The sequence below is a fragment of the Paenarthrobacter sp. YAF11_1 genome (assembly GCF_052113445.1).
Taxonomy (GTDB): Bacteria; Actinomycetota; Actinomycetes; order Actinomycetales; family Micrococcaceae; genus Arthrobacter.
Genome location: NZ_JBFRDF010000026.1, coordinates 1 through 21728, shown reverse-complemented (window position 1 = coordinate 21728; position 21728 = coordinate 1). Strand labels below are relative to the sequence as shown.

At 63.7% G+C, this 21728-nt stretch carries 19 protein-coding genes and 1 pseudogene; 8 read left to right on the top strand and 12 right to left on the bottom strand.

Going from position 1 to position 21728, the window contains the following annotated elements:
* Window positions 1-218: 218 nt before the first annotated feature.
* A complete protein-coding gene (locus tag AB4Y77_RS22755; RefSeq protein ID WP_442015433.1) occupies window positions 219-974 on the top strand; it encodes a ZIP family metal transporter in 756 nt (251 codons plus the stop codon).
* 19 nt (window positions 975-993) lie between these two features.
* On the opposite strand, the gene AB4Y77_RS22750 is transcribed toward AB4Y77_RS22755, so the two are convergent.
* A complete protein-coding gene (locus AB4Y77_RS22750) occupies window positions 994-2121 on the bottom strand; it encodes a hypothetical protein (RefSeq protein WP_442015432.1) in 1128 nt (375 codons plus the stop codon).
* A gap of 436 nt (window positions 2122-2557) precedes the next feature.
* On the opposite strand from AB4Y77_RS22750, the gene AB4Y77_RS22745 reads away from it, so the two are divergent.
* Genes AB4Y77_RS22745 through cls form a run of 3 tightly spaced genes read left to right on the top strand, consistent with a single transcriptional unit; the run spans window position 2558 to window position 5516 of the window.
* The gene (locus AB4Y77_RS22745; RefSeq protein ID WP_311215297.1) at window positions 2558-2935 is read left to right on the top strand and encodes an SHOCT domain-containing protein; all 378 of its coding nucleotides are present in this window, start codon (window positions 2558-2560) and stop codon (window positions 2933-2935) included.
* A gap of 43 nt (window positions 2936-2978) precedes the next feature.
* Window positions 2979-4043, top strand: a complete 1065-nt coding sequence (locus AB4Y77_RS22740) for an AI-2E family transporter (protein ID WP_442015431.1) — start codon at window positions 2979-2981, stop codon at window positions 4041-4043.
* A gap of 6 nt (window positions 4044-4049) precedes the next feature.
* Window positions 4050-5516, top strand: a complete 1467-nt coding sequence (cls, locus tag AB4Y77_RS22735; protein WP_442015430.1) for a cardiolipin synthase — start codon at window positions 4050-4052, stop codon at window positions 5514-5516.
* Between the two features lie 15 nt (window positions 5517-5531).
* On the opposite strand, the gene AB4Y77_RS22730 is transcribed toward cls, so the two are convergent.
* The gene (locus AB4Y77_RS22730) at window positions 5532-6128 is read right to left on the bottom strand and encodes a DedA family protein (protein WP_442015429.1); all 597 of its coding nucleotides are present in this window, start codon (window positions 6126-6128) and stop codon (window positions 5532-5534) included.
* Between the two features lie 128 nt (window positions 6129-6256).
* On the opposite strand from AB4Y77_RS22730, the gene AB4Y77_RS22725 reads away from it, so the two are divergent.
* From AB4Y77_RS22725 to AB4Y77_RS22710, 4 genes are all read left to right on the top strand, one after another.
* Entirely contained in the window at window positions 6257-8893 is a 2637-nt protein-coding gene (locus AB4Y77_RS22725) for a LuxR C-terminal-related transcriptional regulator (protein WP_442015428.1), read from the top strand.
* Window positions 8894-9009: 116 nt separating this feature from the next.
* Window positions 9010-10812, top strand: a complete 1803-nt coding sequence (locus AB4Y77_RS22720) for an SLC13 family permease (protein WP_442015427.1) — start codon at window positions 9010-9012, stop codon at window positions 10810-10812.
* Between the two features lie 150 nt (window positions 10813-10962).
* Window positions 10963-12672 carry an MFS transporter gene (locus AB4Y77_RS22715; RefSeq protein WP_311215291.1) on the top strand — a complete coding sequence of 570 codons (1710 nt, stop codon included), beginning with the start codon at window positions 10963-10965 and terminating at the stop codon, window positions 12670-12672.
* On the top strand, window positions 12669-14198 hold the full coding sequence (locus AB4Y77_RS22710; RefSeq protein WP_442015426.1) for a leucyl aminopeptidase family protein: 1530 nt from the start codon (window positions 12669-12671) through the stop codon (window positions 14196-14198). Before AB4Y77_RS22715 ends, AB4Y77_RS22710 begins: the two co-directional genes overlap by 4 nt.
* Before the next feature lie 91 nt (window positions 14199-14289).
* Here AB4Y77_RS22710 and AB4Y77_RS22705 read toward each other — a convergent pair whose 3' ends face one another.
* The 10 genes and pseudogenes from AB4Y77_RS22705 to AB4Y77_RS22660 all read right to left on the bottom strand — a co-directional run.
* The gene (locus AB4Y77_RS22705) at window positions 14290-14550 is read right to left on the bottom strand and encodes a GlsB/YeaQ/YmgE family stress response membrane protein (protein WP_311215289.1); all 261 of its coding nucleotides are present in this window, start codon (window positions 14548-14550) and stop codon (window positions 14290-14292) included.
* A gap of 72 nt (window positions 14551-14622) precedes the next feature.
* The gene (locus AB4Y77_RS22700; protein ID WP_442015425.1) at window positions 14623-15546 is read right to left on the bottom strand and encodes a serine/threonine-protein kinase; all 924 of its coding nucleotides are present in this window, start codon (window positions 15544-15546) and stop codon (window positions 14623-14625) included.
* Window positions 15543-15908, bottom strand: a complete 366-nt coding sequence (locus tag AB4Y77_RS22695) for a hypothetical protein (protein WP_311215490.1) — start codon at window positions 15906-15908, stop codon at window positions 15543-15545. The genes AB4Y77_RS22700 and AB4Y77_RS22695 overlap by 4 nt, the downstream gene beginning before the upstream one ends.
* A 115-nt stretch (window positions 15909-16023) precedes the next feature.
* A complete protein-coding gene (locus AB4Y77_RS22690; protein WP_442015424.1) occupies window positions 16024-16545 on the bottom strand; it encodes a MarR family winged helix-turn-helix transcriptional regulator in 522 nt (173 codons plus the stop codon).
* A gap of 65 nt (window positions 16546-16610) precedes the next feature.
* Window positions 16611-17675 (bottom strand): FUSC family protein, encoded by a 1065-nt coding sequence (locus tag AB4Y77_RS22685; protein ID WP_311215285.1) that lies wholly within the window; start codon window positions 17673-17675, stop codon window positions 16611-16613.
* 159 nt (window positions 17676-17834) lie between these two features.
* Window positions 17835-19124, bottom strand: coding sequence for a hypothetical protein (locus tag AB4Y77_RS22680; protein WP_442015423.1), 1290 nt, complete (start codon window positions 19122-19124; stop codon window positions 17835-17837).
* Window positions 19121-19627, bottom strand: a complete 507-nt coding sequence (locus AB4Y77_RS22675) for a hypothetical protein (RefSeq protein WP_311215283.1) — start codon at window positions 19625-19627, stop codon at window positions 19121-19123. Before AB4Y77_RS22675 ends, AB4Y77_RS22680 begins: the two co-directional genes overlap by 4 nt.
* Window position 19628: 1 nt before the next feature.
* A complete protein-coding gene (locus AB4Y77_RS22670) occupies window positions 19629-20309 on the bottom strand; it encodes a COG1470 family protein (RefSeq protein WP_442015422.1) in 681 nt (226 codons plus the stop codon).
* A gap of 242 nt (window positions 20310-20551) precedes the next feature.
* Complete coding sequence (locus tag AB4Y77_RS22665; protein ID WP_442015421.1) at window positions 20552-21007, bottom strand: hypothetical protein; 456 nt, start codon at window positions 21005-21007, stop codon at window positions 20552-20554.
* Window positions 21008-21500: 493 nt separating this feature from the next.
* Window positions 21501-21728: pseudogene (locus AB4Y77_RS22660) on the bottom strand (lipoyl synthase); the annotation flags it as partial.

The following is a 21728-nucleotide window of genomic DNA, read 5'->3' as shown; positions in this document are numbered from 1 at the left end:
TGGGAATCAGTGTCCTTTCGGTGGGCCACCGTGAGACCGGCCGGCCGTTTCTTCCAGCCTCTCTGGCTGACAAGAACTACTCTGCCGGGGCTGGATCAAGAACAAATCCTGCAAACCCGCAACACTTCCTCAGGAAAACCTCAAGACTCGCCACAGTCCCACCAACCCCATATGAAACACTCATGTGGCACGTGAAAGGCCAAGGAAAGGGCGCAATGATGCCGATGTGGTTGCAGGCCCTGCTGTGGGGAACGCTGGCAGGCGGAGCCTTGGTCCTCGGCGCGGGCATCGCGTGGCTGTGGAAGGTCCCGCCCAAGATCGTATCCACGGTGATGGCGTTCGGCGCGGGTGTCCTGATCTCAGCCCTTGCCTTTGAACTGGTGGACGAAGCGGTGGAGGGCGGCGGCCTGCTTCCCACTGTTCTGGGCTTCCTTTTGGGCGCCTTGATCTTTGTGGGCTCGAACGCTCTGCTGGCACGCGCCGGCGCCAAACATCGGAAACGTTCCAGCGGACCCCAGCCCTCCGAAAAGGACAGCCCCGGAAGTGGAACGGCCATCGCCGTGGGTGCGCTGATTGACGGCATTCCCGAATCGGTGGTGCTCGGCGTCGGGCTCCTTGCCGGCGGAGCGGTGAGCCCCGCCATGCTGGCCGCCGTCTTCATTTCCAATGTTCCCGAGGGCTTGTCCAGCACGGCCGGCATGAAGAAGGCCGGGCGCAGCCCCGCCTACGTCTTTGGCACGTGGACCGGCATTGCCGTGTTCAGCGGACTGGCGGCGCTCATCGGTTACACCGCCCTGGAAAACGCCCCCGGGACTGTCATTGCGTTCATTACCGCAATCGCCGCCGGCGGAATCCTGGCCATGCTTGCGGACACCATGATTCCTGAGGCTTTCGAAGAGCACCACAACCTCACGGGGCTGACGGCCGCCGTCGGGTTCCTGAGTGCCTTCACAATCCATCACGTCGGCGGCTAACGGTGACGGCCAATAGGAGCTAATGCGGCAGCAGCCCCAGCAACGGCAAGGCGACCGCCGTCGAAACTGCCATGGCCGCCGTGTTGCCGATCACAGGGTGAAAACCCGCGGGCAGTCGAGCGGAAACCAGGCGGGCAAGGGGCGGTGCCAGGACTGCTCCCAGCACGGCTCCACCCACCATCGCGGACCACGAGCCTCCGTAGGCCAGGACTGCGGCAGGAACCACGGACACCACGGACGCGTAGGTGGCCGCCCACCCGCCGTCGCGGTACCAGCGCTGCCAGAGGACGACGCCGATTGCCGAGGTCAGCGCCTGGGCGAACAGTATGTGGGGCAGCAGGGTGGTCCCGTACGACGGCAACGCCGGGTTGAGCACGAACGCCGCCGCGACGGCCACAATCACGCCGATCCCGGCGAGTTCGTTGGCGAAGAAGTGGGTTTCGGTGAAGTCCTTGAGGACGCGGCGCGCAGCCCATTCGGCATCGTTGCGGAAAGCGCGGTGAACGCTCGACGGCGGGCGGTACAGTTTTGGCGGTCGCCCCGGCTCCTGCAGGGCCAGCCACGGCAACCGCCGGGCCACCATGAACGCCAGCACGGAGCCAACGGACATCGCGAGGACGTTTGCCACCACCACGGGCAGGCCGAGCGGCGTCGATACGACAGGAATGAACAGCAAGGCCAAAGGCGTCGTGGTGACTGCGCCCAGAATGGCACCGGTGACGCAGGCCTTCCAGCCTGCCCCGTAGAGAAGGACCATGGCGGGAGCGACGCAAACAAAAGGCACGAACGTAGGCTGCCACCCGTCGTCGAGCATCCACCCGAACGCCAGGTTGGACAGGAGCAAACTCAACGACGCCGATGCCAGCACCCACGGCCAGAGGCCGGTCCCGTAGGTGAGCGAGCCCGCCCAAATCCTCCCCCGTCGCCCGGCCCACCACGCCAGCGCGGCCCCTGACAGCAGGCCGAGCGCGGCGAGATCCGATGCCCAGAACAAAGGCTCGGTCATGTCGCTCAGGAACCAGCGCAAGGCCGCCATCGGCGAGTCGGCGGCGGCTTCCGGCCAGCCCGTGTACACCGGACCAATCCGCGGTGACTGACGCCCGAGCATGTGCAGGGACAGCGCAAAGACCCCGACGACGGAAGCCATGCTGAATGCCCCCATGGCGACCGCTGCCGAACGGTGATGGGGCGCTTGCTCCGGACCTCGCGGGACCACGGGTTTGGGTGGGAGGTCGGCTGCCGGATGAGTTGGAAAAGAGTGCGTCATTGGGACCCTAAAACGTACGGTGGTGCGTGGCTTTGAGCAGCGTAACCGACCGTTGGATGCCCACTGCAACGGCCTGGTTATGGGGAATTTGTGACCGGAGTGGGCGCCCAACCCGGCCACCCCAGCCACCCCGTCTCATCAACGCGCTCACCCTTAGTGGGTGATCTTTCTGTCCAATCCCTGCCGATCCGGCGCGGGCGGGCGCTGGAGGGTGCGGGCGAATCGAGAATGGTGTTGTGGTCCCGCCGGGGAAATGGTCCCCTTGCCGGGATGACGACGGTCCCGCCCGGGCCGAACGAACGATGGGAAAGGCACCATGAACTTTTTGGAATCGTTGTGGAGCATCATTGTCGCTTTCTTCTTCATTGCCTATTTGATCCTCCTCTTCCAGATCATTTCCGATCTCCTCCGCGACAAAGCCCTGGGTGGTGGCGTAAAAGCCCTGTGGATTCTGTGCTTGTTCGTGGCACCGTTTATCTCGGCCTTGATCTACGTCATCATGCGCGGAAAAGGGATGGCCCTTCGCAGCGAAATAAGAGTCCGTGAATCGGTGGAGGAAACAGAGAATTACCTCCGGGAGGTTGTCGGAGCACCCACGCCCGCCCAGCAAATCGAATCAGCCAAAGCGCTGCTTGCCGCCGGTGACATTACCGAGGCGGAGTACGCTCGCCTGAAGGAGCTCGCTTTGGCCTGATTCGGGCGATGACCGCCCTCCATATACCGCCGAAAGGGACCGCATGACGCGTTTGAAGGCATTCCCGCTGTTGGAAGGCGGGCCGTTCCGATTCGGCCTGATAACGGCACTGGGCGTTCTGGTTGCCTTGGCCTTGGGCTCGGCGGTCATCACGTTGCGGTATTCGCTGACGTTGATCTTCGCGGCCCTGTTCATTTCCTTGGGCCTGTATCCGTTGGTGCGCTGGCTGGAACGCTGGAAACTCTCGCGTGGCGGGGCCGTACTCGCGGTGGCTGTCGGCTTCCTGGTGGTGGTGGCCCTTTTGATCCGCTTCGTGGTCCCCATCCTGGTGGAGGAGGGCGCCGCGCTGGTCCGGCTGCTGCCATCCAGCTTCGACGCAGTAGGGGAACAAGAGTGGTTCCGGGACGTCAACGGTTCACTGGGCGGAGCCTTGACTCCATTGCTGGAATGGCTGGAAACCTCGGCGGCGGATCCCAATGTCTGGCTGGCAATTGGCGGCGGAGCGGTCCAGGTTGGCTACAACGTGGTGAACGGGACCTTCGCCGTGGTCTTCGTGGTTGTCCTCACCCTCTATTTCGTGGCCGGGCACGAGGCCATGAAGTCCAGCCTTTATGCACTGGTGCCGGCATCCCGCAGGGAATCATTCGCGGATATCTCCGAAACAATCATTGCCTCCGTGGGTAAATACCTGAGCGGCATGTCGGTACTGGCCCTGTTCAATGCAATCTTCACCTTTATCCTCCTTTCCGTGGCTGGAGTCAGATATGCGGCCGTTCTCGCCGTCCTGGCATTCCCCATTACCCTCATACCGCTGGTGGGCAGTGCGATCAGCACCGCCATCATTACCGTGGTTTCGCTTTTCACGTCGCCTTCAACGGCGATTGTTGTTTTCCTCGTCATGCTGGCCTACATGCAGGTTGAGGCCTACATCCTGACGCCGCGGGTGGTGGGTAAAGCGATCAGCATCCCGGGTTCCTTGGTGCTGATCGGCGCGATGGTGGGCGGCACCCTGCTGGGCCTGCTGGGAGCGCTGATCGCCTGCCCCACCACGGCTTCCATCCTGCTGGTCATCAAAAAAGTGGTCATCCCGCAGCAGAACGCCAAGTAGCCCGGCATGCAAGGACTGCTGCACGATGCCGATACCGTCGCCTTGATCTTGTTGGCGCTCCACATCGTGCTCGGATCAATTGCCGCAGTGATGGTCTCGGCCAACCGGAAACCGTCGTCGGCCATTGCCTGGGTGCTGGCGATCATTTTCATTCCCTACCTGGGCACAGTGGCGTTCCTGCTGGTGGGGCGCGGCAAGCTCCCCAAGGCCCGGCGGGAGAAGCAACGCGCCGTCAACGAACTGATGCTTGGACGTACGCCTGGCCTTTCAGCCGTCAGCCACAGTGACGACTGGCCCGCCTGGCTGCGTTCCGCCGTCGAACTTAACCTCAGGCTCGGCGCGCTGCCCATGGTAGGCGGCAACCGCGCCGAATTGCTGGAGGACTACAACGGAAGCTTCCGCCGCATGATCGCGGACATGGATACCGCTGAAGAGTACGTCCATGTGGAGTTCTATATTTTGGCGCTGGACCCCACAACATCTCCGTTCTTCGATGCCATGGCCCGGGCCTGCCAACGCGGTGTGGCGGTCAGGGTGCTCTTCGACCACCTGGCCGCGGTGGGCGACCCCAAATACAAGGCCATGCTGCAAGCTTTTGATGGCATGGGCGCCGAGTGGCACGCCATGCTTCCCCTGCGCCCGTTCAAAGGCCAATGGCAACGTCCGGACCTGCGCAACCACCGGAAACTGGTGGTGGTGGACGGAAGGGTAGGCTACACGGGCTCCCAAAACCTGATCGACGCCTCCTACAACAAGAAACGGAATATCAGACGCGGCCTCCAATGGCATGAGCTGATGGTGCGTTTGGAGGGGCCTGCGGTGCGGGAACTCAACGCCGTCTTCGTCACTGACTGGTACAGCGAGTCCGAGACCCTGCTGCCGTTGGACACTTCACCGGTGATCCTGGGGTCGGAGCCGGAGCTGATTGACGCCCAGGTCCTGCCCAGCGGTCCCAGCTTCGACAACGACAACAACCTCAAGCTCTACACCACGCTCATTTACAAGGCGGAGCACCGCGTCAGCATCACCAGCCCCTACTTTGTTCCTGACGAAGCCATCCAATTGGCCATCATCACCGCAGCGTCACGGGGCTTGAGCGTTGAGCTCTTTGTTTCGGAAGTGGGCGACCAAGCCATGGTCTACCACGCCCAGCGTTCCTACTATGAAGTCCTGCTGCGCGCCGGTGTCCGCATTTACCTTTACCGGGCTCCACAGGTCCTGCATGCCAAGCACTTCACCATTGACCACGACGTCGCCGTTATTGGGTCAAGCAATATGGATGTCCGCTCGTTCAGCCTCAACATGGAAGTCTCGGTGCTGGTCCATGGCCGGTCCATCGTGGACCGGATGCGGGCCGTCGAGGACAGCTACCGCGCGGCGAGCACGGAGCTGTTGTTGGAGGACTGGTTGCGGCGGCCGGTGGGTCAGGTGGCACTGGACAATCTGGCCAGGCTGACGTCGTCGTTGCAATAGCACGCCAGGGTTAAGTCAGTCGTCCAGCTGCAAATACCACGTCACGGCGGCGCTGATTCCCCTGCCCAACAGCAGTGAGAAGGCAATGGCGATCACCACAGCGAATTCCGTGGAAAGCCCCGGCAAAAGCCCGGACAGGGCCCCAATGCCCACCGAGTACGCGGACCACAGGATGCCGGCTGCGACGGAGTAGAGGACAAACCTGCCACGCGGGACCGGGGTGATGGCGCTGGCGACGTTCATGGTCAGCCGTCCGAGCGGGACAAACCGCGACGTCAGGACCCACGAGGCGGAGTGCTTGGATAGACGCTCGCGCGAGGCATGCAGGGCCTTCTGCGTCCGGGGGCCCTGGAGAATCTTCCAGTTGGCCATGTTCCTTCGCCGGACCAATTCATACGCGCCCAGGTCTCCGGCAACCGCTCCGGCCAGCATCGCGGCCACCAAGAGGTATCCGTTGGGAAGGTTGTCGGTGGCGGACAAGGCTCCCAAAGCCACAAACAAGGACGTGGTGGGAATGGGTGGAAAGACTGCCGACAACGCCACGAACATGGCCCCCAGCGGGTAGACCCAGCCGGAATCCGCAGCGCTCATGATGTCCTTGAAAGCCTGCACGGTGAAACCCCTTTCCGGGCTTCGCCCAAGCGTCTCACGGCGGACAACACAATCCTTACGTCCAGGGGCCGCCGCGCGGATCGCCCGTACTGGGTGAATCCTCGAAGTCCCAGCCCTACACTGAAGGAGTGGACGACCTGAGTGGTACCCGCCCGGACCTCTTAAGCCCCCATCCAATGGCGGTTTCCAAGCCGCCCTTGGACTTGCTGGCTCGGCCCCGGCTTGTGGCAAAACTCGATGCCACACCTGACACCGTCCTCCTCTGCGCCCCCGCCGGGTTCGGCAAATCGGTGGTCCTCAGCCAATGGCTTGCCGGCCGGACGTACAACGTCGCGTGGGTGAGCCCGGAGCAACAGGACAAGCCGGCCTTGTGGCCCGCAGTCCTTCACGCGCTCCGGCAATGCCCTGCCATACCGGACGGTGCCCTGGGCCAATTTTCGGGATCCGAGACGAATGCCCACGACGTCCTGAATCACTTGGCAGAGCAGTTGACCACCGTTGAAGGCACCATCCGTCTGGTCATCGACGGCGTGGAGGGCTTCCCGGCAGAAGACCGCGATCATTGGATTCCGGCGCTGTTGAACCACGTGAATCTGCCCCTCCAACTTGTCCTGGCCACCAGGGAAAGCACTGCCGTTGACCCTGGACGCGCCCGGCTCAGCGGGCGGATCCTGGAACTGCATTCACGCGATCTCGCTTTCTCCCTGGACGAGATCAACTCCTTCGCGGCCAAGACCATCACGCTGCTCGGGACACATCAACTGGGCGAGCTGTTCCGACAAACCGGGGGCTGGCCAGCTTGTGTGGTGCTTGCATTGCGTTCGCTGCGCCAAGCCGCGGACATTGAAGCGTCCGTGGGCGACATTGCAGCCAACAACCGCCCACTCGCAGAGTATCTGGACCATGAAATTCTCCGCACGCTCACCCTGGACGAGCGGCATGTGCTCGCCAGTACCAGCGTGTGCCGTGTCCTGGTGGCCGCGCAGGCCAACGCCCTCGCGGGCCACCGGAACGCCGGAAATGGCCTTGCCGTGCTGGCGGACCGCCACGATCTGGTGGAATCTGCAGGGAGCGGACGGAAGGTCTTCCTGGTCCGGCCTCTGATCAGGGGCTACTTCCGGGCGGAACTTGCCCGGAAGGAGCCGGACGAGTTGCTCTGTCTCCACCGGATCGCCGCGAAGTGGCATGAGCGGGCCGGCGAACCCGAAGCCGCCCTCCGCCACGCCATGGACTCCGCTGACAGCCAGTTGATCGGCACAATCCTCGAACGGCATGGAGCAACCCTCCTGGGATCAGGCGGCGTCACGCGGGTTCGGAGGGCCATTGCAGAGCTGCCGGATTCCGTCCTGGCGGCGAGTCCCAAGCTCTGCCTGGTTGCGGCATTGGCCCATGTGGAAAGCCGTCAGCCCACCACCGCTGCCCGTTATCTGGCCGCCGCGAATCGGTTGTGGACAGAAAACGCACCGTCCGACCTCTCAGAACTCCGCGCCTTGGCAGAAGCCCGCCTTTCCTGGTTCAGCGGAGACTGRGAGAACCAGGACCCCAAAGCCACCGCCGGATTTGCAGCCCTTCCCTTGTCACGGCAGAGCGACATCCGGATCGAAGCAAGGATGGTTTCGATCACCTCGGCCGTGGTCGAGCAACACTACGGGGCCGCCGAAAACGAGGCCCAGGAGGCACTGCTCGAAGCCGTCGAAGCGGGTAACTGCTACCTTGCCGGAAAGGTGTACCTCAAGCTTGCCGGCATCTCCTCCATGCAAGGCCACCTCCGCCGCGCCGGTGAATATCTTCGGCAGGCAGAAGAGAAGCTTCCGGCCTATGCCTGGACGGCGGGAGCCGGCCGATCTGTGGGCGCCCTGATGCATGCCACGGCCGCCCTGCTCGGCGCCGAACCTGCAGCGGCCCTTAAATTCGCAGCGTCGGCAAGTGCGGAACTGGGACAGCTGGGGTCCTCTTCCAAAGGAGTGGGAGCCGCAATGCGCGCCACAGTGGAACTGGTCACTGCGTGCGCCCACCTGGATTCAGGGGATAGGCGGCACTCCCTGGATGGCATGCGGCAAGCCAGGCTGAGGATCGGCCAGGACCACCTCTTCGCCCAGCCCATGGCTGCCTTCGTCGCGGTGATGGAACATACCGCGGCCCTGTCCTTGGGTCATGCAGAGCGTGCCCGCGAAGTCCTGGAGTGGGCCGAGGAGATCATCCCCGGGACGGGCGAATTGTGCTTGCTGCGAGCGCAAGGCCCCGCCGGGATCAGTCGCTTCGACGCCGCAACCGAACGTCTCCGGCCACTGCACGCGGGCGTCGCTGCGCCCCTGCTGGAATGGACGTGGCTTCACGTGAACGTCCTTGAGTGCTCCATTGCCATCCGCACGGGGCGGCGGACACTGGCCGGCAAACTCCTGGAAGATGCGCTGGGCAGGGCCGACGATATAGGGGTTACCAGGCCTTTGGCCATAGCTCCCCAGGAGGTCATGGACCTGTTGGTGGAACGGGCAGGTTCGCATGGGCCCCACAGGGAACTCGCCAAGCGGTTGCTGGCTTTGAGGCCTCCCGCCGATTCCCGGCTGGCGCCTTTGTTGACGCCCCGCGAGCGGGAGGTCCTCACCCTGCTTCCCTCACACTTGTCGCAGGAACAGATGGCGTCAGAGCTTCATTTGTCCGTGAATACGGTGAAAACCCACCTGCGGATCATCTATTCCAAGCTCGGCGCAGGGACTCGTCATGATGCGGTGTCCGCGGCCTACAGGTTTGGGCACCTGCCGTAGGCCGTGACCTCGGCGAACGCCCATCACTCACCCGATTGGGGTGACCCTGCGGCTATGACCCGGATCTAGTCTGAAAGAATGCTGGCCAAAGACCCCACAGGTTATCCAAGGCATCCATGACAGACGTCGTCGTCACGCTGCTGGTGCTCGTCGTGGTGATTGCTGCGTTCGTGTGGAACCGCCTGCCGGTTGAGGTTGTGGCTCTCGGAGCAGCCTTGGCCCTCTACGGCACCGGCATTGTGGGATTGGACGATACGTTCGCCGGTTTCGGGAGCGGAACCGTGGTGTTGATCGCTGCGCTGTTCGTGGTGGCGGAGGCGATCGATGCCGCGGGTGTCACCACATGGCTGGGAAGCTTGCTGATCAGGTTCTCGGGAACGAGCCGCACCCGGTTGATGGTGTTGATGATGGTGTTGACGGCCTTGCTGACGGCCCTCATCAGTGTCAATGGAGCAGTTGCCGCCTTGTTGCCCATGGTGGTTGTCCTCGCAGTCCGGCTGGGTCGCAGGCCTTCGGAACTCCTGATGCCCATGGCCTTCGCGGCCCACGCCGGGTCCTTGCTGATTCTTACCGGTTCGCCGGTCAACATCCTGATCCTCAACGCGGCGCTGGACACCACGGGAAAGGGAATCGGGTTCTTTGAGTTCGGACTGGTGGGGCTTCCCTTGCTGCTGGGAACCATCGGTTTGACCCTGTGGCTGGGACCACGGCTTCTGCCGACCCGAACGCCTGATGCCCTCCCCAAGGACCTGGGTTCCCACAGCGAGACCCTCATGAACCACTACCTCGGCGGCGAGGGGCTGAGCCGGCTCAGCATTCCGGCAGGATCAGCATTGGTCGGGCAGCCGGTTGCGTGTCTTCAGGACGGGCACGACGGCGGCCACCTCCACCTCATCAGCGTGCAGCGGCCGGACGGAAAACCGTCAGGCGGCGCCCTCTTTGAAGGTGGCGATGAGATCGTGGTACGCGGCGGGCAACAGACAATCGACGCCCTCGCAGCCCGGCACGGCCTCGAACAGGACGACGACGCCACGTGCGGCCTCATCAGCAGTACCTACGGCGTGGCCGAGGTAGTGGTGGCGCCGCGGTCGAACCTCGTCGGCACGGAGGCCTATCCCGGGATGGTCACGGACAGCGGAGACCTGGTGGTGTTGGCCCATCACCATCCGGGTGAGCCGGAATCGTCGGGGCGCACGCTGATCACTGCGGGAGACAGGCTGCTGCTCCAAGGTTCCTGGTCGGCGCTCGATCAACACACGGTGGATCACAATGTGTTGCTGGTGGACTCTCCGGACACCATCCGCCGTCAAACAATCCCGTTGGGGCCGCGGGCCACGCCGGCGCTGATCATCCTGGGTGCCATGGTGGTTCTGCTGGCCACCAACCTCGTCCCTGCACCTGTCGCGGCAATGCTGGCGGCTTTGGCCATGGTGGTGCTTCGCGTTGTCACCGTTCAGCAAGCCCACAGATCCATGGCCTGGACCACCCTCATCCTGGTGGCCGGCATGATTCCGCTGTCCACGGCCATCACTTCCACTGGCACCGCCGAGATCCTCGCCGAGGGAATGGTGGCAGTGGTAGGTAATGGCGGTCCCCTGTTGTTGCTCCTGGGGCTCTTTGTGGTGACTGCCGTCCTGGGTCAGCTGATCAGCAATACGGCCACAGCCCTGATCATCATCCCCATCGCTCTTTCCGTGGCCCAGGAGTCGTCCATCAACCCCTACGCCGTGCTGATGTGCGTGTCCGTGGCTTCCTCCGCCGCCTTGCTGACGCCCGTGGCAACGCCGGCCAACATGATGATCATGCAGCCGGCGGGCTACAGGTTTGGCGACTACTGGAAGTTCGGGCTGGCCATCATGGCACTGTACGCGGCAGTGGCCATCCTGCTGGTACCCGTGTTCTGGCCGCTGCAGACGTAGCCCGCTCTTCAGGACCAGGACTCCAGAACCAGCACCCAGTGATCGGAGATCGACGCCAAGGCAAACCCGCACACCGTTCCGCCAACCCCGTAGTGAGGTATTCACAACGCCCCTTCCGCGTGAAGGGGCAGAGCACACCAGGAGCAAGACATGGCCAGCGACCACACCATCACTGAAACTCCACCATCTGTCAGGGCGGCATCATGGCTGCCGTTGATCGTGGTGGTCCTCACCCAAATCCAGGCATCGTTCGCCGTCAACGCCTTGACGGTTTCCATGCAGGGCATCACTACCGACCTGGACACTGCAGCGACTTCCGTGGGCACTGCCATTACTGCCGGGACGTTTTCGATGGCGGCCTTCATCCTCTTGGGAGCGAAGCTGGGCGCCCGGTTCGGGACACGCAAGGTGTTCCAGATCGCCGTTGCCATTCACGCCGCCGCCATGGCCGGGGTGGCACTGAGCCTCAGCCCGGCAATGCTCTTCATTGCCCAGGCTTCATCCGGCGCTGTCATTGCCTTGATCGCACCGGCACTCACGGTCTTTATCGCCACCAATTACAAGGACCAGCAGCAAGCCAAGGCCATCGGGCTCCTGGCTGCCGCCATTCCGGCAGCGGGTGTTCTGGCCTTGCTCATCGCCGGCTGGTTCGCCACCACCATTGGTTGGCGCTACTCGTTCGGCCTCATGGTGGTCCTCGGTGCCATCAACCTGCTGCTGAGTTTCAAGCTCAAAACCGTCCCGGCACAACCCCAGCTGAAGATCGACTGGACCGGTTCGATCATCGCCGCGGTGGCCGTCATCCTGCTGAGCTTCGGTTTCAGCGGCCTGTCCGCCTGGGGTACCTGGTTCGCAACCAGCCAAGCTCCATTCGACATCCTTGGACTCTCCCCTGCGCCGCTCCTGATACTCCTCGGAGCCATCGCGGGACAGGTGTTCTTCATGTGGATCCGGAAGCGCCAGGATGCCAAACTGCCCCGCATTTTCGATCTCAGGGTGCTGGCGTCCAGTTCCGAACTCGCAGTGACCGCGTGCATGGCCATCATGCTCTTCGTGGGGACCGCCGCAAACTTCCTGATTCCGCTCTACATGCAGATCGTGCAGGGCCGCTCCAGCATTGAGACGTCGTTCTCGATCATCCCGTACACGTTGTCCATCTTCCTTGCGAGTACTTTCGTGGCGTTCTTGTACGACAAGTTCCCGCCCCGGGCCATCGCGCAAGGCGGCTTTGTCGTGGTGGCCGGCGCCCTGATCCTTCTCGCTTTCACCATCCGCAACGACTGGGGCCAACTGTTCGTCGTGCTGGGCCTGATCCTCCTGGGACTGGGCCAAGGCGCGATCGTCGCTTTGGTGTTCAATACGCTGCTCAGCGCTGTTCCGCGTGAGTTGGCCGGCGACGTCGGAGCCTGGCGTGGACTGGTCCATAACCTCTCCGGCAGTGTGGGCATCGCGGTGGCGAGCGCGTTCGCCGTCGGAATGCTGTCCTCGCTGATTGCCAGCGGCGCCGCCGCACATCCGGACGTCTCCCAGGAGTTGATCTACAAAGTCAACGTCAACGAGGCCGATTTCATGACCAATGCGCAGGTGGAGGCAGTGATCGGCGACCGGGTGAGCAGCCCCACGGAACTGGCAGCCGCGACGGAGGTCAACGAGGAAGCCAGGCTTCGCGCCCTGCAGATCTCCCTGCTGGGATTGTCCGGGCTTGCCCTGCTGGCGATCGTTCCGGCAGGCCGTATGCCCGGCCGGATGAAAGGCGACCTGCCCGAACAGCTGGAACCGGACGATCCCGACGCCATCCCGGAGCCGGGCCTCCTGCCGGACCACGCAGAACCAACCACAAAAGAACGGGCGAAACGGTGAACCACGAACCCTACAAACTGATCCCGGAAGATTTCTCAGCTCTCCCTTCCTTGGACGCCACCGAACCGGAGCTGCACTTCGTGGACGGCTTCGGCACACTGGATGCAATCGGTGTGCTGGTCCCGTCAGAGGGGGACGTTCCGGAGTCCATTGGCCTGCACCGGGAGACGTTGGAGAGCGCGGGGTTTGAGGGCAAACCCGGGACAACCCTGCAGCTGGCCAACGCCTCGGGAACCCTGGTGGTTGCCATTGGCGGTGGAAAGCCCGGCTCCTTGGACGCGGACGGCTGGCGCAAGGCGGCTGCGGCCTTGGCCCGGGCCACGCAGAAGCACTCCCGGATCGGTTTTGAACTGCCTGACGGTTTTGATGCAACCGGGACGGCAGGGCTCGACGCCGGTCGGCTGGGCCAGGTGCTGGCCGAAGGCGTGCTGTTGGCCCGGTACAGCTACGACACCCTCAAGAGCAGGGGCAAAGGAACCGCCCTTGCCGAGGTACAGTTCCTGGCTCCCGGGATAGACACCGAGGCCGCTTCACGAGGCCTGGCTACGGGCCGTGTGAAAGTGCGGGCCACCACCATTGCCCGGGACCTGTGCAACGCTCCGCCAAGCCACCTCACTGCCGTTGGATTGGGCTCGGCGGCGAAAGAGCTCGGGGAGCGGTTCGGTTTTGGGGTTGAGGAGTTCGATAAACAACAGCTGATCGACCTCCGCTGCGGTGGCCTTCTGGGCGTCAACGCCGGCAGTGCCCAGGAACCCCGGATGATCAAGCTCAGCTACCGGCCGGACGGGGACGCCACAGGCCACCTCGGCCTGGTGGGCAAGGGCATCATGTATGACTCCGGCGGCGTCAGCCTCAAACCCAGCGACCCCATGCATTTGCTCATGAAAATGGACATGGGCGGCGCGGCGGCGGTCCTTGCGGTCTTCACGGCCTTGCGCGATCTCAGCTGCACAACCGCCGTCACCGGGTTCCTGATGTGCACGGACAACATGCCCTCCGGCTCGGCCTACAAGTTGGGGGACGTGCTCACTACGCGCAGCGGACTCACCATCGAGGTGAAGAATACCGACGCCGAAGGTCGCCTGGTGATGTGCGATGCCCTGACGCTCGCGGTAGAGGATGGCGTGGACGGGATCGTGGACATCGCCACCCTGACCGGGGCAGCCCTGATGTCGTTGGGACAGCTCACCGCCCCGGTGTTCGGAAACGATCAGCGCTTGGTGGATTTGGTGCTGGAATCGGGCGGGCGCGCAGACGAACAACTATGGCAGCTTCCACTGGAACGGGCCTACCGCCCGCAGCTGGATTCCGACGTCGCGGACATCTCCAACCTTGGCGGACCCTACGCCGGTTCCACCACTGCTGCCCTGTTCCTGGCCGAGTTCGTGGGTGAAACTCCTTGGGCGCACATCGACATTGCAGGCACCATGCAGTCAGACAAGGACGACGCCTGGCGAAGCAAGGGTGCCACGGGGTTCGGCGCGCGCCTCCTCATCGATCTGGCTCTGGATTATTCAGCCACCTGACCCGATCCACCGCTGACCTCCTGCCGTGACAGCGAAGAGGCCCCGACGCAGCAGCGTCGGGGCCTCTTTTGCATGACAGGCGATTCGGGCCTTAGGCCTTCTTGCGGGTGAGCAGTCCCCAGACGATGAGGACCAGCAGTGCGCCGCCAATGGCGAGCAGCCATGTGGACAGCGACCAGAACTCGTTGATACCCACGTTGAAGAGCGCGCTGCCGATCCATCCACCCAGGACGGCGCCAACGATGCCGAGCAGCAGCGTAGCGATCCAGCCACCGCCCTGCTTGCCAGGCTTAATGGCCTTGGCGATGGCTCCAGCAATCAAACCCAAAACGATCCAACCAATGATTCCCATTTTTCATCTCTCTTTCATAAGTAGGACCCAGTTCGGCATAAGGACGCATGCCGCTATCGACCTGATTGTTGGCTACCAGCTGAGCCGTCGGAGCATGCCGACGACTTGGCTGGCAGACGGCCTGCCGGCAGGATCGGGGTCTGTCATGGCATGGAGCACCATGGACCAGCGCCGCCGAACCGTGCCGGGAATTCGGGGTTCCCCCAGAGTCCTTGCCACCATTGACTCGAGGGGAGGGCCTGGGAACGCTTTGGTTCCGGTCAGGCATTCAAGGGCCACCAAGCCCAGCGAATAGATATCGCTGGCCGACGTGGACGTACCGCCGCGCACCTCTTCGGGACTCAGGTAGTGCGGCGTTCCCGACGACGACTTGGGCGCCGAATGACGCCCGTCGATGGCTATCCCAAAGTCGGTCAACTTTGCGATCCCGGGGCCTTCGGGGTCCGCGTGGAAGTCCACCAGGATATTTCCGGGTTTGATGTCGTTGTGGACGATCCTCCGGCGATGAAGATGCGTGAGCGCCTTCGCGATGCCGCTCATCCACACCACCGTCTGCTCCGGAGAGGCCGGCTGTTCGTGGAGGATTGACCGGAGGTCGCTGCCGTCCATCAGGTCCATCACCAGAAAGTTGCGGCGTCGCTGGGAGTCCTCGTCCGCCGTCGTGCCCGAACCGAGCACCGCGACGATGTTCTGGTGACGGAGCCGGCTGTGGATGTCCACCTCGCGCCGGAAGGGCGAGTCTTTGACGGGGTCTGTTGTGGCAGGCTCCGTTCCCCGGAAGATCTTAATCGCCACGTGTTTTCCTGTGTGGAGGTCGAGGGCTTCATTGACGTAGGCTTCCGAGCCGCCTCCCAGCCGCCCGCCGAGACGGTACCGTCCGCCGAGGACTACTGCACCGGGCTGCGCTGCAATCGACAGCACCGCCCCTGGCTGGGCCATGCTTGAACACCCGGCCCCGCGATCAGCGCGGACGGCCGAAACGTCAAGCGTGGTCACGCCAGGAGTGTTTCGATCTCGGCGGCCGGTACGCCGGCCACCTCCGCAAGCGCCTGGGGGTTGACTCCGGCGTCAACGGCCTTCCTGAAGGCCAAGGCAAGAGTGTTCTGGGAGATAGCGAGTTCATGCTGGAGGCTCTGGCGGCGAAGAGCGGCGATCCAGACACCGCTCACGGGGTCAATGGCGTCGATGTCCATGCGGAAGCCGCACCCGCAGGCCCACTCCGGCCAGATAGGTTCTACCGAGACCCACTTCATGGCGTCATAGGCTGGTCCGGCAGAGATGGCCATGTGCGACCCGCAGTGCACGGGCCCCACGGGAATTACCTGGTCCGTGTCAACGTGCACGTCATTCTCAGCCACTGGTGTGGAACTTGGTTCACGCAGCGCGACTGTCATCGTCTTCCCACACATTCACTAGTAAGTAGCTTGGCTATCTAGTTATATGTGTACTTATCAATTATGTCCAGCCGAGGCCTCAGGGAGTTGCGACACTGTCGACGGCCCTGCGCATGCGCCGAAGGAACTCCACCACCACGGCGGAGTCGTCTGCACTCAGGGTCTCAGCGGCCTCCATCATCCGCGAATGCATGTCCCCCAGGGTGCTGCGAACCTCCTGGTCGGAGCCAGGGGTGGGTCGCAGAATGAGGGCCCGCCGATCAGTAGGATGCGGTTCGCGGCTCACGTAGCCCGACCTCACCAAGCGGTCTACCAGGGAGGTCATGGACGCCGACGTGACACCGAGGCGGACCGCCAACTCCTTGGGTCCCACATCGCGGCCGGCCCGCTCGGCTTCAAGAAGGTAGCGCAAGGCTACGAGGTCGGTTTCGCCCATCCCCATGGAGGCACGCGTGCGGCGGCGCATGTCGGCTTCGGCCGAGCGATAGTCCCTGAGTGCATTCAGGACGTCTACTGCACCCATTTGCTTGCGGCTCTCCAGCCCATACCAGTAGCCCTGACGCTCACTTTTGTCGCTCATCACCAGTCCTTCGTTAGACATGTATCTAGCTTGTCTAAGCAATCGATACTAGGTCATAACGTCAAGGACCGCTGGCGTCCGCCCGCTCAGGCCCTGGACAGGCGCCCGCGCACCCGACGCCAGACCGCCGGACCCACCACTACTGCGACACCGACGGCGGCACCAATGACGGTCTCGATGATGCGGTCCCGCAGGAGCAACCCAGGATCTACCGGCGCCGCCAACAGCGTGGCAATCAATGCCAGCGGCGTCACGAAGACCTGTGCCACCAAGTACTGCCGGGCGATGAACATCTCCGCGCCGAACTGGCACGCGGCAATCACCAGGACCATGGCCCAGGGCGCGGGGTTGAGCCACAGGATCCCGGCCAGCAGCACCAGTCCAATGACCGTTCCGGCGATCCTTTGGATGCCGCGGCTCACCCGGTGACGCGTCGAGTGGCCCACCAGCGGAACCACGGCCGCAACCATCGCCCAGTAGGTGTGCCCGAACCCGAGCCGCTCCCCCACCAGTGTCGCAATGGTCCCCGCAAGGCCCGCAGCAATCAGGTAACCGCCGCCTTCCAGCCAGATCGCCCGGCGCTCGGCCTCGGTGTGACGGATGGGAGGCGGCCGTTTCCACGGTGTCCTGTGGCTCTTGACCACGCGGGACGACATGCCGATCAGCAGGCAGAAAACAGTGGTCAGAACCGATACCAGCATCGCCTCCCACAGAGGCGGTTGTGCGGCGATGGACGCGATGGCGGCAAACGCAAAGATGTGAAAGAGCGAACCGCCCGGACGGAGCCTCCAGGCAGCCACCACCACGGAGCAGACACCGGCCACTACGGTGGTCGCGGCGGTCAGAAGCCACGAATAAGCGGCACCTTCCAGCCCCGAGCTCTGCGCAAAGCGGGCCATGAGAGTCGCAACGAGAATGATGAAAAGCATGAAGCCGCCGGCGCGCAACTGACTGCGGAAGCGAATGCTATGGGGCTCGTTGCGGCCATAAATTCCGGTGAAAGCTCCGAACGAGGCAAACACTGCCAGGTCCAGGCGCCCGATCAGCGTCAGCGTGATCAGTGGTACGAACACACCTACAGCGCAGCGGAGGGCGGGATGGTGGTCCTTGTTTCCAGGACCCATCGTGAACATTTCCGCTACAGCTTTCAAGGGGGCGGCTCGCCTTTCGTCGCAGGATCAAACGTACGACGACGGCGCTGGCGTCCGCTTCAAGGTTACGCTCCGCACCCCACACCACGTGGAGTTTTTGTACAGATAGTGCCCCTCATCACGCGTCTTCAGGGCATTATCTGTACGAAAACTCCGGGGTCAGAAGCGGGATGCTGTGAGGCTGGTGACTTGGGTCGTGGAGAGCGGGTTGCCTGCAATATCAGTCACTCCGGCTGCCGGGGTGAAGCCCGGAAGTGGCGTCGGCGCAGCAGCCACAGTGAGTGCTCCGGGGCCTCCCGCTCCCAAGGTGATGGTGAGTGTCTTGTCGCCGGGGTTCCACGTCAGGACGGAGCCGCTGGTGTTGTTCCCTGCGAAGGTGAGGGCCGTGCCGGTGTAATTCCCACCGAGTGCCACACTGCCGACCCTCAGTGACGGGCAACCCGCCTGGGACACGGTCAGCACGTCGCCTGCGCTGATGTTCACCAAGACCTGGCTGCTGCCGTTTCCACTCTGGGTCTGCGTCGTGGTGTTGCTGGTCCAGGCGCTGCAGATGGTGTTGGCCATCAGGGCCTCTGAGAAGGTGAGCTTCACGGAGTCGCCCTGCTCTACGACGCCCAGGGTTTTTCCTGCGGCGTTGTTCAGCTGAACCGCAGTGACTGTTGGCGCAACAACGTCCTTGGTTGATGTTGCTGTCCCGGCGGGTCCGGTGTTTCCGGCCGCATCGCTTGCGCGGGCCGAATAGGAGATGGTTCCGTCAGTGAAAGCAGCGAGGTCGAGCGGGGCGGCGTTCCACACGCCGCTGGCAAGTGTGGTGAGAGTCTGCGTCACCGGCGCTGCACCCGCACCGGACACCGTGAGGGTCACCGAGGAGTTGGCCTCCGCCGTTCCACTGATGGGAACGCTGCCGACGGTGGTCTGGTTGATGTAAGTCGGCACAGTTATTACCGGAGCCAAGGGCGCGGTGGTGTCGGTGACGGGTGTGGTGGCAGTGCTGCGCAGGCTCTCCGTTCCTTGCCACAAGGAAAGGGTGGGCGTCACGGTGTAGTACCAGGTTCCCGCGGGCACTGCGGCCTCAACGCAAACCAGTCCGGCAACCGTTCCCGCGCATCCACCTGTCGCCGCAGCCTTCGTCCCGCCGGTCGCGGAACTGTAGCGGGCAATACTGTAGCCGGTCACGGACCGTCCTGCCGCCGTCGTGCTTGCCGTCCACGAAACGGTCACGTTGGCGCCGGAAATGGCGGTAGAAGGCCGGGCACCTTGGGCTACCGAGTCGGCCTTGACTGCGCCAGGCCCGCTGCTGATGGAGCCCCAGAAAGCGCTGGCCGCAGGCCCTCCCCACGAAACGAGGAGGAGGCCGGCCACGATGATCGCGAGCCTGCTCCGCCAGCCGAACACAGCAGGCGCGCTCAACTCGGCGGGCAGGGTCCGGTTTTGACGTTGCCGGTTCACTTCCGTACCTCCAGCGTGACGGGAACGGTGAATTGGGCGCCTTGGCAGCCGGAGGCCGACGCCGCGCCCATGCCGGCCGCGCCTGGGAGCGTCAGCAGGATGGATGAGTTCGCCGGAATCAGCACCGGTGAAGCCAGCGGCGCTGCCGGAGGCGTGAACGTGACTCCCGTGGTGGTGCACCCGGGGTGGCCGGCATCGGCGGTCACGGGCCCGTTGGCTGCGAAACCGTAGACGGTTACGGCGTGCGGGTTGGGGTTCGAAGCGCGAAGGAGGACATCGGCGGTTCCGCCGGGGACCAGGCTGGTCTGCAGCGTGTCACCCGGGACCAGCGCGTCCACCGTGACGGCCTGCATGGTGCCATTGCTTGCTGATCCGTTGCCAGTGCCCGCAGCGGCCCAGTAGGCGTAGGCGGTTCCTGCGCCGCCCAGAATGCAGAGGGCCACAGTGGCCGCAGCAGTTCGCGCAAGCCGGCCAGTGGGAAAAGTGCGGGCTGTCGTTTTCATGTCAGTTCGCCTGTCCCGTGCCGCTGAAGGTGAGCCGGACGGTGGCACCTTTGCAGCCGTCCTGGAGCTGTGAGGTATCCAGCATGGTGATGTGGGGCCATTTCGACTCGGGCACCCCCAGCGATGAGAAGGAGCGACTCCCCGGTGCCACGGTCAGCGGATACGTTCCGGAGTACTGGGCGAGTGCGTAATCGGCCGTGGTGCACGGCAGGTTTGCCGCCACTGCAGCGGGAGTCCTCACTACCTGGCTGATGGCAACAGTCAGATTGTTCACCGCGATCCCCTTGTTGTTGGGGTTGGAGATCAGCAGGTCCACGGATCGCGACACTCCCGGGGCCAGCAGCCCGCTGACAGTACCGCTGACGTCGAAGGTCCGCTTCACCTCCAGGACATGCAACTGCGCCTGCGCCGAGGCCTGGAGAGTTCCGGCCGTTCCCTTTACGGTGAAGTCCGACTTTCCAGCCGGGGTACCGGGGGCTGTGGTGACGGTCAACGCCACCTGAGCGGCGCCTCCGGACGTCAACACCACCGACGACGGCGACCATGCGGCTGCCGCTCCTGACGGCAGACCCGTGACGGCGAACGTCACCGGTCCCGTGAAACCTCCCGTTGATGCCGCGGACAAGGTGTACGTGGCGGATTGCCCCTGATCGACCGTTCGACTGGAGGGTGACAAGGTCACGGTGATTCCTTTGATGGCCTTGGCTTGACCGCCCTGTGCCCCACTTGCGGCAAGTGCCCCCAGAGGCACCAAAGCCACTAGCAGCGCCAGGAGCAACGTGCGTAGTCGCATTGTGACTCGGTGCAATGGCGCAGTGCGCTCTGGCCGGGGGTCCATGGAAGCTCTTTTCGGACGTGTTCAGTGCAGGGCAGAAGGGTCAGCCGGGGATCACCACTCGCAGGATGATCCCCGGCAGGCCGGTGCTACAGGCTGGAAACGTTGACCGTCACGATTGCCGACTTGCAGGCGTCCTGGTTCTCGGTGGTGCTGTCATTGAACTTCAGGACACCGCTGCCCACAGATGTGCCGGCGGCTCCGGCCGCCACAGGGCTGTTGCTGGTCACGGCGGTGACCTCGAACCAGGCGGGAAGGCAACCAGCCACGTTGGTGGTCACGTTTGCGGAGAGGGCGCCAACAACCGTGCTGGAGGAGGTGGAGTTATCGGCCGAGTAGGCCACATTGACCTGGTTGCCTGGTGCGAGGCCAGCGGCGAACGTGGCGTGGAGCGTCACCGTTCCGCCACCGGCGGCGTTGGTGGCCGAGCCGTTGCCCGAACCCGTGGTGGTCCAGTAGGCGTATGCGGCCCCGCCGCCCACAGCTACCAATGCCACGCCAGCGACGGCGGCGGTGATCCGGCTCTTCTTGGAAAGCTTGCGCATGATAAGACTCCTTGGTTTTTCTCTGTCCCGGGGAGTCGCATCGCAACCCCCAGAATCCGAACGTTGTTGTCGGCTGAAGCGATGACCCCATGTTTCTGTGTGCCAGGCTTCCGTGACTACCCTTGGGTGTACGCCTCTTTTAGGCCCGAACAAGGGGTCAGAAATACGCTCATCGCGGATGCAAGTACTCAGGTTCTTGCCGCGGACTACTTGGTTGGGCGCCGGTAAATGCAGTCAGGGCGGGGCGGCGGGTACTCAGCGACGTGGACACTTCCTGGCGGGCCGGCAACGACTTCCGCGGCCGCCACATCACACCTCATCGAGCATCCTGCGCGAACATTGTGCCCGTCTTGAGCAAAAACTGCGCTGGCGTTCGAAGCTTTCGGTTTGATGACTTAACCCCCGACGGCGGCCAGTCACCTCTGAGAGGTGACTGACCGCCGTCGGGCATGGACGATTCCGGGTGTAGAGCTGGATGCCGTCGATGCCCGGCTTAGCCGTGGGCGGCGAGGATGGTGGAGGCTTCCTGGCGGGTGGTGCCGGAGGATTCGATGTGGGCCAGGGCGGCCGGAATTTCCCAGCCCTTCTTCCGCATCGCGGTGGCCCAGAGGCGCCCGGCCCGGTACGAGGACCGCACCAACGGCCCGGACATCACACCAAGGAAACCGATCTCCTCGGCCTCGTGCTGGAGGTCCACGAACTCCTGCGGCTTGACCCACCG

Excerpts from the sequence above, each read along its gene's own strand:
- AB4Y77_RS22755 (WP_442015433.1), top strand. The coding sequence starts at position 219 with ATGCCGATGTGGTTGCAGGCCCTGCTGTGGGGAACGCTGGCAGGCGGA.
- AB4Y77_RS22750 (WP_442015432.1), bottom strand. The coding sequence starts at position 2,121 with ATGGCTTCCGTCGTCGGGGTCTTTGCGCTGTCCCTGCACATGCTCGGG.
- AB4Y77_RS22745 (WP_311215297.1), top strand. The coding sequence starts at position 2,558 with ATGAACTTTTTGGAATCGTTGTGGAGCATCATTGTCGCTTTCTTCTTC.
- AB4Y77_RS22740 (WP_442015431.1), top strand. The coding sequence starts at position 2,979 with ATGACGCGTTTGAAGGCATTCCCGCTGTTGGAAGGCGGGCCGTTCCGA.
- cls (WP_442015430.1), top strand. The coding sequence starts at position 4,050 with ATGCAAGGACTGCTGCACGATGCCGATACCGTCGCCTTGATCTTGTTG.
- AB4Y77_RS22720 (WP_442015427.1), top strand. The coding sequence starts at position 9,010 with ATGACAGACGTCGTCGTCACGCTGCTGGTGCTCGTCGTGGTGATTGCT.
- AB4Y77_RS22715 (WP_311215291.1), top strand. The coding sequence starts at position 10,963 with ATGGCCAGCGACCACACCATCACTGAAACTCCACCATCTGTCAGGGCG.
- AB4Y77_RS22705 (WP_311215289.1), bottom strand. The coding sequence starts at position 14,550 with ATGGGAATCATTGGTTGGATCGTTTTGGGTTTGATTGCTGGAGCCATC.
- AB4Y77_RS22690 (WP_442015424.1), bottom strand. The coding sequence starts at position 16,545 with ATGTCTAACGAAGGACTGGTGATGAGCGACAAAAGTGAGCGTCAGGGC.
- AB4Y77_RS22675 (WP_311215283.1), bottom strand. The coding sequence starts at position 19,627 with ATGAAAACGACAGCCCGCACTTTTCCCACTGGCCGGCTTGCGCGAACT.
- AB4Y77_RS22665 (WP_442015421.1), bottom strand. The coding sequence starts at position 21,007 with ATGCGCAAGCTTTCCAAGAAGAGCCGGATCACCGCCGCCGTCGCTGGC.